This window comes from Streptomyces lincolnensis, from assembly GCF_001685355.1.
Lineage (GTDB): Bacteria > Actinomycetota > Actinomycetes > Streptomycetales > Streptomycetaceae > Streptomyces > Streptomyces lincolnensis.
The window spans coordinates 670,276-685,807 of the sequence record NZ_CP016438.1 but is presented as its reverse complement, the minus strand read 5'-3'; the positions used below and the strand labels follow the sequence as shown (position 1 = coordinate 685,807).

Here is a 15,532-nt window from a genome sequence, read left to right as displayed (position 1 = left end):
TCCGGGCCACCGCTGCCGTATCGACTCGCGGATCCTCTGGCAAGCCCCCCGGTTAAGGTGACCATGGACGACCCCCGACAGACGGTGCCGCCCACCGTAGGTCTGATCCAGCACAAGATCTCCGTTCCGGACGTACCCGAGCGCCTGGTGCCACGGCCCAGGATCGCGACCGCTCTTGGTGCACTGATCGAGCGACGTCAGGTGGTGCTCGTACTGGCGACCGCGGGCGCCGGCAAGACCACCGCCATCAGCCAGGCGACCGACCACCTGCCCCACCCCGTGGCGTGGCTGTCGGTCGACGCCACCGACGCCCAGCCGGGACGTCTGCTCGCCTACCTCGAAGACGCACTGGCACGGCACGCGCCCGCCGCACACCAGGTGGCGACCCGTGCGCTGCGCGCCGGCATCCAGCACACGGAGTCCGCCGGGCTCCTTGCCGAGTCCCTGCGGGGACACACACTGGTGCTGGTACTGGACAACCTGGAACGCCTGGGGGTGTCGGGAGAGGGCTGGGAGGCACTCGGCTCCTTCCTGCACTACCTGCCACGAACGGTCCGCACAGTCCTGCTCAGCCGGCGGGACATCCCGCCGACGGTGCACCGGCAACTCGACCCCACCGCGGTGGCCTCTCTCCGCGAGGAGGACCTCGCCTTCACCGTCGAGGAGGCGGCCGACGCCCTGCGGCTCAATGACAGCGCCACGATCGACCCGGCCCAGGCGGTGTCGGCGACGGGCGGCTGGGTCACCGGAGTGCTGTTCGAAGCCTGGCGCTCCGAGGAGCACACCGCGGTCGTCGGCGGCGAGGCCGACCCCCTGCACGGCTACATCTCCTCCCGGATCCTCGCCGAACTCCCCGACGCGGACCGGGACTTCCTCGTCACGGCCGCGGTCCTGGACGAGGTGACGGCCGAGCGGGCGCGGGCGCTCGGCCTCGACGCGCCAGCGAGACGGATGCAGTCGCTGCGCTCGGCCCGGCTGCCCGTCGTCTGGTCCCGGGACCGGCGCACGATGCGCTTCCACCCGCGGCTGCGGGAGTTCCTGCTGGAACAGCTCGGCCGACGCGACGACGAGGAGCTACGCCGGATCCGCCTCGCCCACGGTCGGCTGCTGACCGGCGAAGGCCACGACGAGGAGGCCACCGAGGTCCTCCTCCAGGCCGGAGAGACCGCCGAGGCGCGCGTCTGCGGGGCGCGGGTCATCCGGCGGGTGATCGAGCGGCTCGACCTCCCCGTCGCCGAACGGTGGCTGGACGCGTTCGGCTCAGCCGGACCCGAGCCCCACGAACTGACCACGGCACGGCTCATGCTCGCCTGGGCCCGGGACGACCCCCGAGAGGGAGCGGCCATCGCTGACGCGCTCCTCAAGTCCGGTGTCCGTGACGAGGTCGTCGAGGCGTCCGAACGAGCGGCAGCGCTGATGATCTACTGCTACGCGCAGTGCGGCCGCCCGGCGGACGCGGACGAGATCCTGCGGCTGGCCGACCCCGGGGGAGAGGTCGCCGCCGTCCGCTACGGACTGGGGACCATCTATCCCTCCTACCGCACCGACACGCCACCGGAGCTGACCGGTGGGCCGTTCGACGCGGCCGTGCTGGTCGCGAAGTACTGGTTCGGCCACCTGACCGACCTCGACATCTCCCTGCAATCGCACTGGGGCACGTCGCTGGCCATCCCGTGGCAGATCGGGGCGCTCCGCGCGCAGGGTCACACCCGCCGGGCCCTGGAACTGTACGAACGGACCCGCGACTCGCTCTCCAACTCCATGAGCCTGCACGCGGTCGTGCCGGAACTGCTGCTCGACGCCGGGCGCCCCGCCGAGGCGATGGCGGCCCTCGAAGAAGGGCGCAGGCTCGCCCGCGACACAGGGGCCCACGCCTGGTACATCGGATTCACGGAAGGGCTGGTCAAGCTCAGAATCGTCGACCGCCGCGACCCTGCGGCGTCCATGGAACTCCTCGACGAACTGGAGAACGACCCGCTCATCGAGCATGCGCTACAGCTCAGGACCAAAGCACGGGCCTGGCGGGGTTGGCTCCTGCTGCGCAGCGGTGCCGACGCCGACGCGCTCGACTGCCTGCGCGAGGCCGCGGCACTCCTGAAGGCCGGCGGCCTCTTCCTGGAACTGCCCATCGTCGGGGTGCTGCTGGCGGAGGCGGAATGGCGCGCCGGGCACGAGGACGCGGCCGACCGGGCCACCGACCTGGCCCTGGAGACATCGGCCCGCCAGGGCTCCCACCACGTACTGCTCAAGATCCTCGCCGAGTTCCCCGCCGTCGCATCGCGTCGTATCGACGCCGAGGCCGGAGCGGACACCCCGTGGCACGCGGTCGGCCGGGCGCTCGCCGCCCAGGGAACGAACATCCAGGTCACGGAGCGCACGCCGACCGTGAAGGTCTTGGAGTTCGGACGCCACGCATTGATCGTCGACGGCGTCGAGACCCGTCTGCGCATCAGCAAGAGCCTGGAACTGCTCTCCTATCTGAGCAGCAGACCCGGCCACGCCGCCGATCGCCCCCGGGTTCTGGAGGCGCTGTTCGCACGCGACGACCGGTCCACCCGCGCCTACCTGCGGCAGGCCGTCCACCAGCTGAACCAGGCCCTGCCGCCGCAGCTGCGCCTCACCGTCGAACAGAACAGGCTGTCCCTCGCCGACGAGGTGGCACAGGGCTGCCAGTCGCTGCTGATGGAGGCCGACCTCGCTCACGCCCACCGACTGACCGGCCAGGCAAGGCTGTCGGCAATCCAGGCGCTGCTCGCCCGCAGCGAGGGCGATTACCTGCCGGACCGCACCTCGCAGTGGGTGGAGGAACGACGCCGGGCCCTGTCCCTGCAAGCCGCCGACGCGCTCTCATCGGCGGCCGACCTCGCCCTGCAACTGCACCGGTACGGCGACGCCGTCCGCCTGTGCGAACAGGCAACCGCGATCGACCCGCTCCGCGAGGTGGCCTGGCGCGTACGGATGCGCGCGGCGAACGCCCTGGGCGACGACGACGGCGTCCTCACGGCGTTCCAGGGCTGCGAGACGGCACTCGCCCAGATCGACGCGACGCCCTCTCCCAGCACCCGCAAGCTGCTCAAGCAGCTCCAGCGGTAAGGCAGTTAGCGAGTGATCGTTCGCGGTCAGATCCGATCAGTCCGCAGGTCCACGATGCGCCGGATCTTGCCCACGGACCGCTCCAACGACTCGGGATCGACGATCTCGACGGCGACCGACACCCCGATGCCGTCCTTCACGGCCGTGGCGATCGCCCGTGCGGCCGTCTCCCGGTCCCCGGGGGTGGCGTCGCGGCGGGCCTCCGCCCGGACAGTGAGGGAATCGAGGCGGCCCTCGCGGGTGAGGCGGAGCTGGAAGTGGGGCGCGACACCAGGGGTGCGCAGGACGATCTCCTCGACCTGGGTGGGGAAGAGGTTCACCCCGCGCAGGATCACCATGTCGTCGCTGCGGCCGGTCACCTTCTCCATCCGCCGGAAGACCCGGGCCGTCCCCGGCAGCAGCCGCGTCAGGTCCCGCGTCCGGTAGCGGACGATCGGCATGGCCTCCTTGGTGAGCGAGGTGAAGACCAGTTCGCCGGGCTCGCCGTCCGGCAGGACCTCACCGGTGAACGGGTCGACGACCTCCGGGTAGAAGTGGTCCTCCCAGATGTGCAGCCCGTCCTTGGTCTCCACGCACTCCTGCGCCACCCCCGGGCCGATGACCTCCGACAGCCCGTATATGTCGACGGCGTCGATCGCGAACCGCTCCTCGATCTCACGCCGCATCTCCTCGGTCCACGGCTCGGCGCCGAAGACACCCACCCGCAGGGACGTGCCGCGCGGATCGACACCCTGCCGTTCGAACTCGTCGAGGATCGTCAGCATGTACGACGGCGTCACCATGATGATCTCGGGCCCGAGGTCCTGGATCAGCTGGACCTGGCGGGCCGTCATACCGCCGGACGCGGGGATGACCGTACAGCCGAGCCGCTCGGCCCCGTAGTGCGCGCCGAGACCGCCGGTGAACAGGCCGTAGCCGTACGCCACATGGACCGTGTCCCCGGGACGCCCGCCCGCCCGCCGCGCGCAGCGAGCGGGCCACCATGTCGGCCCACAGGGACAGGTCGCCCTCGGTGTAGCCGACGACCGTCGGCCGTCCCGTCGTGCCGCTGGAGGCATGCAGCCGCCGGACGCGGTCCCGGGGCACGGCGAACATGCCGTACGGGTAGTTCTCCCGCAGGTCCGCCTTGGTGGTGAACGGAAAACGCGCCAGGTCCGCGAGAGACCGACAGTCCTGCGGACCCACACCTGCCTTGTCGAAGGCCTCCCGGTAGAACGGCACCTTCTCGTACGCGTGCCGCAACGAGCCCCGCAGCCGCTCCAACTGCAACGCCCGCAACGCCTCCGCGTCCAGGCGTTCCCCCGGGTCCAGCAGGTCCGTCCCATGCGCCATGGGGACACTCTCCCTAGCCACAACCATCTGGACCAGTACTTTCTCACGGCCTCGTCACCCCGCCGAGAACTCCGTTGCGGGTGGGACCCGCCGGCCGACACCATCGGGCCCATGCCGACCTTCGCCGCCTCCGACGGGACCGAACTCGCCTACCACGAGCGGGGCGAGGGTGCCCCGCTCGTCGTCCTGCCCGGCGGTCCCATGCGGGCCTCCGCCTACCTCGGTGATCTCGGCGGACTCGGCGAGCGTCGTCGGCTGGCCCTGCTCGATCTGCGGGGCACCGGCGACTCCGCGGAACCGGCGGACCCGGCCACCTACCGGTGCGACCGGCTGGTGGACGATGTGGAGGCGTTGCGGGCCCATATGGGGCTGGACCACATGGACCTGCTCGGACACTCGGCCGGAGGAAGCCTGGCCATGCTCTATGCCGCGCGGTACCCGGAGCGTGTGGCCCGGCTGGTGTTGGTGACCGCGATCCCCTGGGCGCTGGGCGGACCGGCCACGGCCGAGGACCGCCTGGCCGCGGCCCGGCTGCGCACGGGCGAGCCCTGGTTCGAGGAGGCGTTCCCCGCGTTCGAGGCATGGGCGGCCGGGACGGCCGACTTCGCCCCTGCCTCGGCGCCCTTCTTCTACGGCCGCTGGGACGCGGCGGCCCAGGAGCACGACGCCCGTGCCGACGAGGAGTTCAACGACTCGGCGGCCGACGTGTACGGCTCGCAGGGCGCCTACGACCCACCGGCCACCCTGGCCGCCCTCGCCCGGCTCACCGCCCCGGTACTCGTCCTCGCGGGCGAACTCGACGGCGGCCCCCGGCCCGGCCTCGCCCGCTGGACCGCCGACGCGTTCCTGAACGCCGCATGCGCGATCCAGCCCGGCGCCGGACACTACCCCTGGCTGGACGATCCGGAGTGGTTCGTACACCGCATCTGCGCCTTCCTCGACGAGGCCCGGGACGGCGTGAGTGGTGCTCTGCCCTCGGCAGAGCAGCCGCCCGGTGCGACGGCCCTCCGGTTAGCTTGACCGGCATGGACAGCGACCCGCGCATCGTCAAGGCCAACGGCATCTCCCTCGCCTACCGCGTCTGGGGGCCGGAGGATGCGCCCCCGTTGGTCCTGTTGCACTGCCGGGGTGCCGACGGCACGGACTGGGCGGTGGTCGCCGAACGGCTCGCGGCAGGGCCACGCGCACGTCGCGTGTACGCCGTCGATCTGCGCGGGCACGGCCGCAGCGACTGGCCCGGCACCCAACCGGGCGCGGGCCCGGAGGCCTACGCCCAGCAGGTGATGAGGGATGACGTCCTCGCCTTCCTGGACGCCCTCGGCCTCGGCCGCGTGGACGTCGTCGGGCACTCGCTGGGCGGGGCCGTGGCGTACCTGCTGGCGCAGGACGCGCCCGAGCGCGTACGCCGCCTGGTGCTGGAGGACGTACCGGCGCCGTTCCCGCTCGACCCGCCGCGGCCGCCCGCCGAACGGCCCGCCGGCCGGCTGCCCTTCGACTGGGCCATGGTGCTCGCGACGGACCGGCAGCGGAACGCCCCCGACCCTCTGTGGTGGGACCACATGGGCCGGATCACCATGCCGACGCTGCTGATCGGCGGCGGTCCCACCAGCCCGATCCCGCAGGAGCAGCTGGTGGAACTCGCCGCCGCGATACCCGGCGCGCGGCTGGTGACCGTCGGAGGCGGCCATCTGGTGCACGAGGCCAGGCCGGAGGACTTCCTGGCCGCCGTGGAGGAATTCCTTGACCACCCGGTCTACCCGGACTACCCGGCGGACGGGGACGTCACTTCGCGTACGCCGTCATGAAGCGGTCGCGGAACTGGTCCATGCCCCAGGTCGGCGCGTTGTCGGCCGGCTTGAGTCCGTCGGTCCAGCCCCAGCCGGAGACCCGGTCCAGGACCTTCGGGTCGCGGGCGACGATCGTGATCGGGACGTCCTTGTTCGCGCTGTTGCGGGTGACGGTGGGCACGGGCTGGTGGTCGCCGAGGAAGACGAGGACCGTGTTGTCGTCGCCGTAGCGCTGGAGCCACTCGATCACGCTGTGCAGGGAGTACTCGACGGCTTTGCGGTACTCGGTGCGCACCCGCTTGGGGTCCTTCCAGACCTCCGTGGGATTCGTGCCCTCCTTCTTGACCTGATGGAAGACCGAGCCGTCGCCGAGGTCCTCCCAGTCGATCATGTGGGCGACGGGGGACCAGGGGCTGTGGCTGGAGGCCAGGATGATCTCCGCCATGATCGGGTCACGGTCCTTCTTGCCGTGCTCCAGCCGCTGGAAGGCCTCCATGCTGAACTGGTCGGGCACGGGCGTCCAGCTGAAGTACGGGCCGTGGTAGCCGAGGTGCTCGGAGTCGTAGATGTTGTCCAGGCCGAAGTACTTGCCCTCCGGCCAGGCCTTGCGGACACCCGGGACGATGCCCACGGTGCGCCAGGCACCGGTCTTCTGGAAGTAACTGGTGAGGGTCTCCCGGTCCCCGGTGGTGAGACTCCGGTAGCGCTGCTGGTTCTTCACCCACAGTCCGGACAGGAACGTCGAGTGGGCGAGCCAGCTGCCCGCGCCCGCCACCGGCGACTTCAGCCAGCCGCTGCGCGAGTCGAACCCCGCCGCCTTGAGACTGCTCGTGCCCTCCTTGAGGGTCGCGTCCATCTCCGGCGCCATCTGAGGGTCGTCCAGGGCGACACGGCCGTAGCTCTCGATGAACGTGAACAGCACGTCCTTGCCGCGCAGCCCGGTCAGCAACTGGTCGGGCGGGGTGTCGCCGAAGGCGTCGACGCCCGCCTCCTTCTCGAAGACCTTGGCGTCACCCAGGCCGTTGTAGACGTTCTGCAGACGGTTGGCGAGGAACTCGGAGTTGCCCTTGGTGGCGATCGTGACCCCGCCGGCCTGCACGCCCAGCGTGAAGCAGGTGACCCACACGGTGCCCAGGACGAGGGTGGTGCGGACGGCGACCGGGCGGTGCCGGGACATGACGTTCGTCAGCCGCGTCACCGCGAGCGTGCTCAGCGCGAGGACGGCGGCGAACAGGACGATCACACCGACCACCGCGAGCACCTGGCCCGAGCGGCCGAAGGACTCCCTGAGGAAGTCCGTCGCGTCGTTCAGCAGGATCCAGTCGAAGACGAGGTCGAACGGGCGGGCCAGGAACTGGTAGAAGCCCATGTCCAGGAACTTGAGCGTGGCGAACAGCCCGAGGAACACCCCCGACACGACCGCCGCGACCTTGCGTGGCCTCGGCGGCAGGGCGAGCAGCACGACCGCGAGCAGGATCGCCTCGACCGGCAGCCGCAGGAACGCCTCGACGTTCACCCGTTCCAGGCGGTTCGGCACCAGGAGCACACCGAGCACCACCGCACCGGCCAGCACACTCGTCCCCACGGCCACGCCACGAGCCGCACGGGGGAAGCGACGCCGCCAGCCGAACCAGCCGGGCGCGGGGGAGCCGGGGGAGTCGGGGGTCTCCTCGGCCTCGGCCGCGCTGCCCTCCGCGTCTGCGCTGTCCTCCGAGTCTGTGCTGTCCTCCGGGTCTGCCCCGTGCTCCGGGTCTGCGGTGGCCTCCGCGTCTGTGCTGTCCTCCGGGTCTGCCCCGTGCTCCGGGTCTGCGGTGGCCTCCGCGTCTGCCGTGCCCTCCGCCCCGACGCTCGTCCCCTCCGCCTCGTCGCCCGTCGTCTCCGCCTTGCCGCCGCCGGCGCCCTCGCCCGCCTCCGCCGCCGTGTCGTCCCCTCTCGCCCCGTCCGCCACAGAGGTGTCGTCGCGGTGATCGCCGTCCGGGCCCGCCCCGCCCTCGGCGTCCGGCAGTTGGCGAGAGCGAGTGAAGAGCGACACCCGGTGGTCCTTCCGTGCGGTCGTGCGATGGCATGGCAAACGGGGCCCGAAGGCCCAGCCTGCCACCACCAGTACGTCCGGACGTCGGCTTCGGTTCAATCGAACAGAGCCGGAATTCATCCGTCCGCCGCGACCGCCACCTCCCGCGCCCACCGGTAGTCCGCCTTGCCGCTCGGCGACCGCCTGAGCTCGTCCGAGATCACCAGCTGGCGCGGGATCTTGTACCCGGCCAGACGGGTACGGCAGTGGGTCTGGATGTCCTGGAGGGAGGGCCGCGCCGCGCCCCCGCGCAACTGCACCACGGCCGCCACATGGTGGCCCCACTTCGCGTCCGGCACCCCGGCGACCAGCGCGTCGTACACATCGGGATGGGACTTCAGCGCCTGCTCGACCTCCTCCGGGTACACCTTCTCGCCGCCCGTGTTGATGCACTGCGAGCCCCGCCCGAGGACGGTGACCACGCCCTCCTCGTCGACGGTCGCCATGTCGCCGAGCAGCACCCACCGCTCGCCGTCCTTCTCGAAGAAGGTCTCGGCGGTCTTGCGCGGATCGTTGTAGTAGCCGAGGGGGACCCGGCCGCACTGGGCGATCCGGCCCACCTCGCCGACCGCGACCGGCTCGTAGGTGGCCGGATCGACCACCTGCGTACGGGAGTTGACGCGGATGCGGAAGCCGCGCTCGGGACCGGAGTCCTCCGTCGCCGTGCCGTTGAAGCCGGACTCGGAGGAGCCGAAGTTGTCGAGCAGCATGACGTTCGGCACGAGTGCCCGGAACTGCCGCCGCACGGTGTCCGACATGACCGCCCCCGAGGAGGACACGCTGAACATCGACGACATGTCGGTGCCCTTCATGGGCCCTTCGAGCGCGTCGATCAGCGGCCGCAGCATCGCGTCGCCCACCAGGGACATGCTGGTGACCTTCTCCTTCTCGACGGTCCGCAGCACCTCCTCGGGCGCGAACCGGCGGTGCAGCACGACCCGCTGGCCGAAGTTGAACCCGATGAACGCCGTCAGCGTGGACGTGCCGTGCATCAGCGGGGGAGCGGGCAGGAAGGTGATCCCGTCGCCGCCGGCCGCGACCCGCTCGGCCAGCTCCTCGGGCGTCTTGACCGGCTCCCCGGTCGGCGCGCCCCCGCCGAGCCCCGAGAAGAACAGGTCCTCCTGGCGCCACATCACCCCCTTGGGCATCCCCGTGGTGCCACCGGTGTAGATGATGAACTGGTCGTCGCCCGACCGCGCCGCGAACCCCCGCTCAGCGGACCCGGACGCCTCCGCCTCCCCGAACGCCACGGCGGGCACCTCGGCGACCCCGGGCGCCGGTGTCCCGACCCGCACCAGATGCCGCAGCGCCTCGGCCCGGGGCAGGGCGGCGGCCACCCGGTCCGTGAACTCCGCGTCGAACACCAGACCCACCAGATCGGCGTCCCGGTAGAGGTAGATCAACTCGTCTTCTACGTAACGGTAGTTGACGTTCACCGGGACGATCCGCGCCTTCAGGCAGCCCAGCACGGTCTGGAGGTACTCGACACCGTTGTACAGGTGCAGCCCGACGTGCTCGCCCGGACGGACCCCGCTGTCCAGCAGGTGGTGACCGACACGGTTGGCCGCCGCGTCCAGTTCCGCGTACGTCAGCCGGCGTTCCGCGCCCGTACCGGGGACGTCGATGTACACGAGCGCCTCGCGGTCCGGGACCACGTCGACGACCGACTCGAACAGGTCGGCAAGGTTGTACTCCACCGCTCCTCCTGACCTCGAACGGCCCTGGCTCTCCCGACGGTTCGCCGGTCATCAGAGCAAAGGGCGCCGCAACTGTGAAGGGTCCGCGCGGAAGAAATCTGACTGGGTGTCAGAAAACTCTTGAAGTGCCCCGGCCCCTCCTGCAACCTGTTCTCGTTCTGTCAGAGGGGAGATGGCCCATGGCTGGGACGGAACACCTCACCGTGGAGCGTCGGGGTGCCACCCTGGTGCTCACGCTCAACAGGCCCGACGCCAAGAACGCGCTCTCGTTGTCCATGCTGGTCGGCCTGTACGACGGCTGGCTCGCGGCCGACGCCGACGACGAGGTCCGCTCGATCGTGCTCACCGGCGCGGGCGGCGCGTTCTGCGCGGGCATGGACCTCAAGGCCCTCGCCGGGAAGGGCATGGAGGGCGAGCACCACCGGGACCGTCTCAAGGCCGACCCGGACCTGCACTGGAAGGCGATGCTGCGCCACCACCGCCCCCGCAAACCGGTGATCGCCGCCGTCGAGGGGTACTGCGTCGCCGGCGGCACCGAGATCCTCCAGGGCACCGACATCCGCGTCGCCGGCGAGTCCGCGACCTTCGGCCTGTTCGAGGTCAGGCGGGGCCTGTTCCCTATCGGCGGCTCCACGGTCCGGCTGCAACGCCAGATCCCGCGCACCCACGCCCTGGAGATGCTGCTCACCGGCCGCCCGTACAGCGCCCACGAGGCCGCCGGCATCGGCCTGATCGGCCACGTCGTGCCCGACGGCACCGCCCTGGCCAAGGCCCTGGAGATCGCCGAACAGATCAACGCCTGCGGTCCGCTGGCCGTCGAGGCCGTGAAGGCCTCCGTGTACGAGACCGCCGAGATGACCGAGGCCGACGGTCTCGCCTCCGAACTCAAGCGAGGCTGGCCGGTCTTCGACACCGCCGACGCCAAGGAGGGCGCCCGCGCCTTCGCGGAGAAGCGACCGCCCGACTACAAGCGCGCCTAGCGAGGAGCCATCGTGCCCGAAGTCCTCACCGCACCCCTGGTCGTCGAATTTCCCTTCACCCGCTCCCTCGGCCCCGTGCAGAGCGCCTTCCTCACCGGCCTGCGCGAGCGTGCCGTCCTCGGCGTGCGCACCGCCGACGGCCGCACCCTCGTCCCGCCCGTTGAGTACGACCCCGTCACCGCCGAGGAGATCCGCGACCTCGTCCACGTCGGCGTCACCGGAACCGTCACCACCTGGGCCTGGAACCACGCCCCCCGCCGCGGCCAGCCGCTGGACACCCCCTTCGCCTGGGTCCTGGTCCGCCTCGACGGCGCCGACACCGCTCTGCTCCACGCCCTCGACGCTCCCGGCCCCGAAGCCGTCCACACAGGCATGCGGGTCCGCGTCCGCTGGGCCGAGGAACGCTCCGGCGCCATCACGGACATCGCCTGCTTCGAACCGGACGACGGCGACGAGTCCCAGGTCACCGTCCACGCGGGCGAGTTCGAGGACCCGGTCGCCGGCATCGTCGCCGCCGCCCGGCTCGACTACACCTACTCGCCCGGCCGCGCCCAGACCGCCTTCATCACCGCCCTCGCCGACCGCAAGCTCGTCGGCGAGCGCTGCCCGTCCTGCCACAAGGTGTACGTCCCGCCCAGGGGCGCCTGCCCGACGTGTGGCCTGGCCACATCGGAACAGGTGGAGGTGGGTCCCTGCGGCACGGTCACCACCTTCTGCATCGTCAACATCAAGGCGAAGAACCTCGACATCGAGGTCCCCTACGTCTACGCCCACATCGCCCTCGACGGCGCCGACCTGGCCCTGCACGGACGCATCGGCGGCATCCCCTACGACCAGGTGCGCATGGGCCTGCGCGTCGAAGCGGTGTGGACGGACGGCACCCGCTATCCCGACCACTACCGGCCGACCGGCGAGCCGGACGCGGACTACGACACCTACAAGGAGTTGCTGTGACGCGTGAGATCGCGGTCGTCGCCTTCGCGCAGACCGACCACCGGCAGAGCATGGCGGAGCTCTCCGAGGTGGAGATGCTGATGCCCGTCCTGCACGAGGTCCTGGACCGCACGGGCCTGAAGACCGCCGACATCGACTTCACCTGCTCCGGCTCCAGCGACTACCTCGCCGGGCGCGCCTTCTCCTTCACCCTCGCCCTCGACGGCGTCGGCGCCTGGCCGCCGATCTCCGAGTCGCACGTCGAGATGGACGGCGCCTGGGCGCTGTACGAGGCATGGGTCAAGCTCCGCACCGGCGACGCCGACACCGCCCTCGTCTACTCCTACGGCAAGTCGACGCCCGGCCCGCTCCGGGACGTCCTCACCCGCCAGCTCGACCCGTACTACGTGGCCCCCCTGTGGCCCGACTCCGTCGCCCTCGCCGCCCTCCAGGCCCAGGCCCTCATCGACGCGGGCGACACCGACGAGCCTGCGCTGGCAGCCGTCGGAGCCCGAAGCCGCGGCGCCGACAGCGCGGGCCAGGGGGACTACGTCGTACGCCCGCTGCGCACCGGCGACTGCCCGCCGGTCGGCGACGGCGCCGCCGCCGTGATCCTCGCCGCCGGGGAACGGGCCCGGGAGCTGTGCGAGCGCCCCGCCTGGATCCGCGGCATCGACCACCGCATCGAGGCCCACGCGCTCGGCGTCCGCGACCTGACCGACTCGCCCTCCACCCGCCTCGCCGCCGAGAAGGCCGGCCTCTTCCAACAGCCCGTCGACACCGCCGAACTGCACGCGCCCTTCAGCTCACAGGAGGTAGTCCTGCGCAAGGCGCTCGGCCTGGACGACTCCGTACGCGTCAACCCCTCCGGCGGGGCCCTCGTCGCCAACCCGGTCATGGCCGCCGGGCTGATCCGCGTCGGCGAGGCCGCCGCCCGCATCCACCGCGGTGAGTCCGACCGGGCGCTCGCCCACGCCACGTCCGGCCCCTGTCTGCAACAGAACCTGGTCGCCGTACTCGAAGGGGATGCGCGATGAGCAAGGAGCCCGTGGCCGTCGTAGGCATCGGCCAGACCAAGCACGTCGCGGCGCGCCGGGACGTGTCGATCGCGGGGCTCGTGCGGGAGGCCGCCCGACGGGCCCTGGACGACGCCGAGTTGGACTGGGCGGACGTCGACGCCGTGGTCATCGGCAAGGCGCCCGACTTCTTCGAGGGCGTGATGATGCCGGAGCTGTACCTCGCCGACGCGCTGGGCGCGGTGGGCAAGCCGATGCTGCGGGTGCACACCGCGGGCTCCGTCGGCGGCTCCACCGCGCTGGTCGCCGCGAGCCTGGTCGCCGCCCGCGTCCACGGCACGGTCCTGACGTTGGCCTTCGAAAAACAGTCCGAGTCCAACGCCATGTGGGGGCTTTCCCTGCCGATCCCCTTCCAGCAGCCGCTGCTGGCCGGGGCGGGCGGCTTCTTCGCCCCGCACGTGCGCGCGTACATGCGGCGCAGCGGCGCCCCGGACACGGTCGGCTCCCTCGTCGCCTTCAAGGACCGGCGCAACGCCCTGAAGAATCCCTACGCCCATCTGCACGAACACGACATCACGCTGGACAAGGTGCAGGCCTCGCCGATGCTGTGGGACCCGATCCGCTACTCGGAGACCTGCCCCTCCTCCGACGGTGCCTGCGCGATGGTCCTCACCGACCGTGCCGGAGCCGCCCGCGCGCCCCGCCCGCCCGCCTGGATGCACGGCGGCGCGATGCGCAGCGAGCCCACCCTGTTCGCCGGCAAGGACTGCGTCTCGCCGCGGGCGGGCAAGGACTGCGCCGCCGACGTCTACCGCCAGGCCGGGATCAGCGACCCGCGCCGTGAGATCGACGCCGTCGAGATGTACGTGCCGTTCTCCTGGTATGAGCCCATGTGGCTGGAGAACCTCGGCTTCGCCGACGAGGGCGAGGGCTGGAAGCTCACCGAGGCGGGGGTGACCGAGCTGGACGGGGATCTTCCCGTCGACATGTCCGGGGGCGTCCTGTCGACCAATCCCATCGGCGCCTCGGGCATGATCCGCTTCGCGGAGGCGGCTCTCCAGGTGCGCGGACAGGCCGGAGCACACCAGGTGGACGGGGCCCGACGGGTGCTCGGGCACGCCTACGGCGGCGGATCGCAGTTCTTCTCCATGTGGCTCGTGGGATCCGAGCCCCCCGGTTGAGGAAAGGTCCCCCTCACGTGGCCTGTCGGCGTCCGGGGCCGATCGCTAGGCTGGCCGCGGACGACGCAATCGGGAGGAGCACGGACGTGGCCGAGACCACCATCCAGCAGCAGCCGCTCATGGGCTGGGACAAGCCCGAGCTGGACCTCAGCACCGCCGACTGGCACTCCAGCAGCCGTGGCCTGGGGGATGTCCAGATCGCCTTTGTCGAGGGATTCATCGCGATGCGCAACAGCGGCCGGCCCGAGAGCCCTTCCCTGATCTTCACACCCGCGGAGTGGGGCGCGTTCGTGTCGGGGGCGAGGGAAGGGGAGTTCGACCTGACCTGAGCCCGCACCCGAGCCTGCGCCCCGGTCCGTGGTCCGACCCGGATCACGGACCGATCCGGCGGTGTTCCGACCGATGTTCCGGGCACGCGACCCTGAGCGCTCTCCCGGGCGCCTGCCTGAGCCGGGCCGGCCCGCGGAAGCGGAAGGTCGTACCCCGGAGGTGAGGAACGCATGAGCACGCTGCCGGTGATCGTGGCGGTCGACGGTTCGGACGACAGCCTGCGCGCCCTCGACTGGGCCCTCGACGCCGCCCGCCGGCGCGCGGCGCCCCTGCGGGTGGCCCATGTGCGGCAGTACGCCACCTGGAGCCGGCCCGACGTCCTGCCCGCCGGACCGCCCGGCACGGACGACGACCCGGTGACGGACCAGGTGCGGGCCCGCCTGGAGGGCGTGGCCGACCGGCCGGTGACCGAGTACCTCACCCTGGAGGGCGCCCCGAGTGCCCTGCTGCCCGAACTCGGCGCCACCGCCCAGCTGTTGGTGCTCGGTTCGCGCGGACGCGGCGGGTTCGCCAGCCTGCTGCTGGGGTCCAACGGCATGGCCGCCGCCCGCGACGCCGAGTGCCCGGTCGTCGTGGTGCCGCGCCCCGGACGCGAGGTCCACGACACCTGGGGGGACGACCCCTTCGCGACCGATCCCGGTCCCCGCGTGGTCGTCGGCCTCCAGGTCGACAGCCCCGACGAGGCCACCCTCGCCTTCGCCTTCGCCGAGGCCGCCCTGCGCGGCGCGCGCCTCCAGGCCGTCGCCGCCTACGCCTGGCCGGTGCAGAGCTGGGCCGCCCCCGGCGATCTCGTCCCGCCGCTGATCGACCAGGACGCCGTTGAGAGCGAGACCCGGACCCTGGCCGAGGGATTCCTCGCCCCGCACCGAAGCCGCCACCCGGGCGTCCGGGCCGAACCGTACGTGGCCCCGGGCGACGCGGCCGGACACCTCGTCGCCGCCTCCAAGGACGCCGACCTGGTCGTTGTGGGCCGCCACCGGCGCCGGCTGCTCGCACCGGCCCGCATGATGGGCTCGGTCACCCAGGCCGTCCTGCTGCACGCGGCGAGCCCCGTGGCGGTCGTGCCACCTGGGCCCCGGCGGAGTGAACCGGCCTCGGATTAATGCATGCCG

The 15,532-nt window shown here is 71.7% G+C and carries 11 protein-coding genes and 1 pseudogene; 9 read left to right on the top strand and 3 right to left on the bottom strand.

What is annotated here, in order from left to right; genetic code table 11:
- Positions 1–63: 63 nt before the first annotated feature.
- Positions 64–3,093, top strand: a complete 3,030-nt coding sequence (locus SLINC_RS03165; protein WP_067426381.1) for a winged helix-turn-helix domain-containing protein — start codon at positions 64–66, stop codon at positions 3,091–3,093.
- Between the two features lie 26 nt (positions 3,094–3,119).
- Here SLINC_RS03165 and paaK read toward each other — a convergent pair.
- Positions 3,120–4,425, bottom strand: a pseudogene (gene paaK / locus SLINC_RS03160) (phenylacetate--CoA ligase PaaK).
- Between the two features lie 111 nt (positions 4,426–4,536).
- Between paaK and SLINC_RS03155 the strand changes: the two are divergent.
- Both SLINC_RS03155 and SLINC_RS03150 read left to right on the top strand, forming a co-directional pair.
- The gene (locus tag SLINC_RS03155; RefSeq protein WP_067426379.1) at positions 4,537–5,445 is read left to right on the top strand and encodes an alpha/beta fold hydrolase; all 909 of its coding nucleotides are present in this window, start codon (positions 4,537–4,539) and stop codon (positions 5,443–5,445) included.
- A gap of 5 nt (positions 5,446–5,450) precedes the next feature.
- Complete coding sequence (locus SLINC_RS03150; protein WP_067426378.1) at positions 5,451–6,230, top strand: alpha/beta fold hydrolase; 780 nt, start codon at positions 5,451–5,453, stop codon at positions 6,228–6,230.
- Here the strand turns inward: SLINC_RS03150 and SLINC_RS03145 are convergent.
- Positions 6,208–8,244, bottom strand: coding sequence for a sulfatase (locus SLINC_RS03145; RefSeq protein WP_067426376.1), 2,037 nt, complete (start codon positions 8,242–8,244; stop codon positions 6,208–6,210). The genes SLINC_RS03150 and SLINC_RS03145 overlap by 23 nt on opposite strands.
- A gap of 116 nt (positions 8,245–8,360) precedes the next feature.
- The gene (locus SLINC_RS03140) at positions 8,361–9,980 is read right to left on the bottom strand and encodes an acyl-CoA synthetase (RefSeq protein WP_067426373.1); all 1,620 of its coding nucleotides are present in this window, start codon (positions 9,978–9,980) and stop codon (positions 8,361–8,363) included.
- A 179-nt stretch (positions 9,981–10,159) separates the two neighbouring features.
- Here SLINC_RS03140 and SLINC_RS03135 point away from each other — a divergent pair, with 179 nt between their 5' ends.
- The 6 genes from SLINC_RS03135 to SLINC_RS03110 all read left to right on the top strand — a co-directional run bounded on the left by SLINC_RS03135 (position 10,160) and on the right by SLINC_RS03110 (position 15,523).
- Positions 10,160–10,960: a crotonase/enoyl-CoA hydratase family protein gene (locus tag SLINC_RS03135; protein ID WP_067426371.1), complete on the top strand. Its 801-nt coding sequence runs from the start codon at positions 10,160–10,162 to the stop codon at positions 10,958–10,960.
- A gap of 12 nt (positions 10,961–10,972) precedes the next feature.
- The gene (locus SLINC_RS03130) at positions 10,973–11,914 is read left to right on the top strand and encodes a Zn-ribbon domain-containing OB-fold protein (RefSeq protein ID WP_067426368.1); all 942 of its coding nucleotides are present in this window, start codon (positions 10,973–10,975) and stop codon (positions 11,912–11,914) included.
- Complete coding sequence (locus SLINC_RS03125; protein ID WP_067426366.1) at positions 11,911–12,930, top strand: thiolase domain-containing protein; 1,020 nt, start codon at positions 11,911–11,913, stop codon at positions 12,928–12,930. The genes SLINC_RS03130 and SLINC_RS03125 overlap by 4 nt, the downstream gene beginning before the upstream one ends.
- Positions 12,927–14,090 (top strand): thiolase domain-containing protein, encoded by a 1,164-nt coding sequence (locus SLINC_RS03120; protein WP_067426364.1) that lies wholly within the window; start codon positions 12,927–12,929, stop codon positions 14,088–14,090. Before SLINC_RS03125 ends, SLINC_RS03120 begins: the two co-directional genes overlap by 4 nt.
- 86 nt (positions 14,091–14,176) lie before the next feature.
- Complete coding sequence (locus SLINC_RS03115; RefSeq protein ID WP_067444878.1) at positions 14,177–14,419, top strand: DUF397 domain-containing protein; 243 nt, start codon at positions 14,177–14,179, stop codon at positions 14,417–14,419.
- Positions 14,420–14,590: 171 nt separating this feature from the next.
- Positions 14,591–15,523 (top strand): universal stress protein, encoded by a 933-nt coding sequence (locus SLINC_RS03110; RefSeq protein ID WP_067426362.1) that lies wholly within the window; start codon positions 14,591–14,593, stop codon positions 15,521–15,523.
- Positions 15,524–15,532 lie beyond the last annotated feature (9 nt).

Coding starts and splice junctions, on each gene's coding strand:
- SLINC_RS03165 (WP_067426381.1), top strand. CDS start 64: ATGGACGACCCCCGACAGACGGTGCCGCCCACCGTAGGTCTGATCCAG.
- SLINC_RS03150 (WP_067426378.1), top strand. CDS start 5,451: ATGGACAGCGACCCGCGCATCGTCAAGGCCAACGGCATCTCCCTCGCC.
- SLINC_RS03110 (WP_067426362.1), top strand. CDS start 14,591: ATGAGCACGCTGCCGGTGATCGTGGCGGTCGACGGTTCGGACGACAGC.
- SLINC_RS03120 (WP_067426364.1), top strand. CDS start 12,927: ATGAGCAAGGAGCCCGTGGCCGTCGTAGGCATCGGCCAGACCAAGCAC.
- SLINC_RS03135 (WP_067426371.1), top strand. CDS start 10,160: ATGGCTGGGACGGAACACCTCACCGTGGAGCGTCGGGGTGCCACCCTG.
- SLINC_RS03155 (WP_067426379.1), top strand. CDS start 4,537: ATGCCGACCTTCGCCGCCTCCGACGGGACCGAACTCGCCTACCACGAG.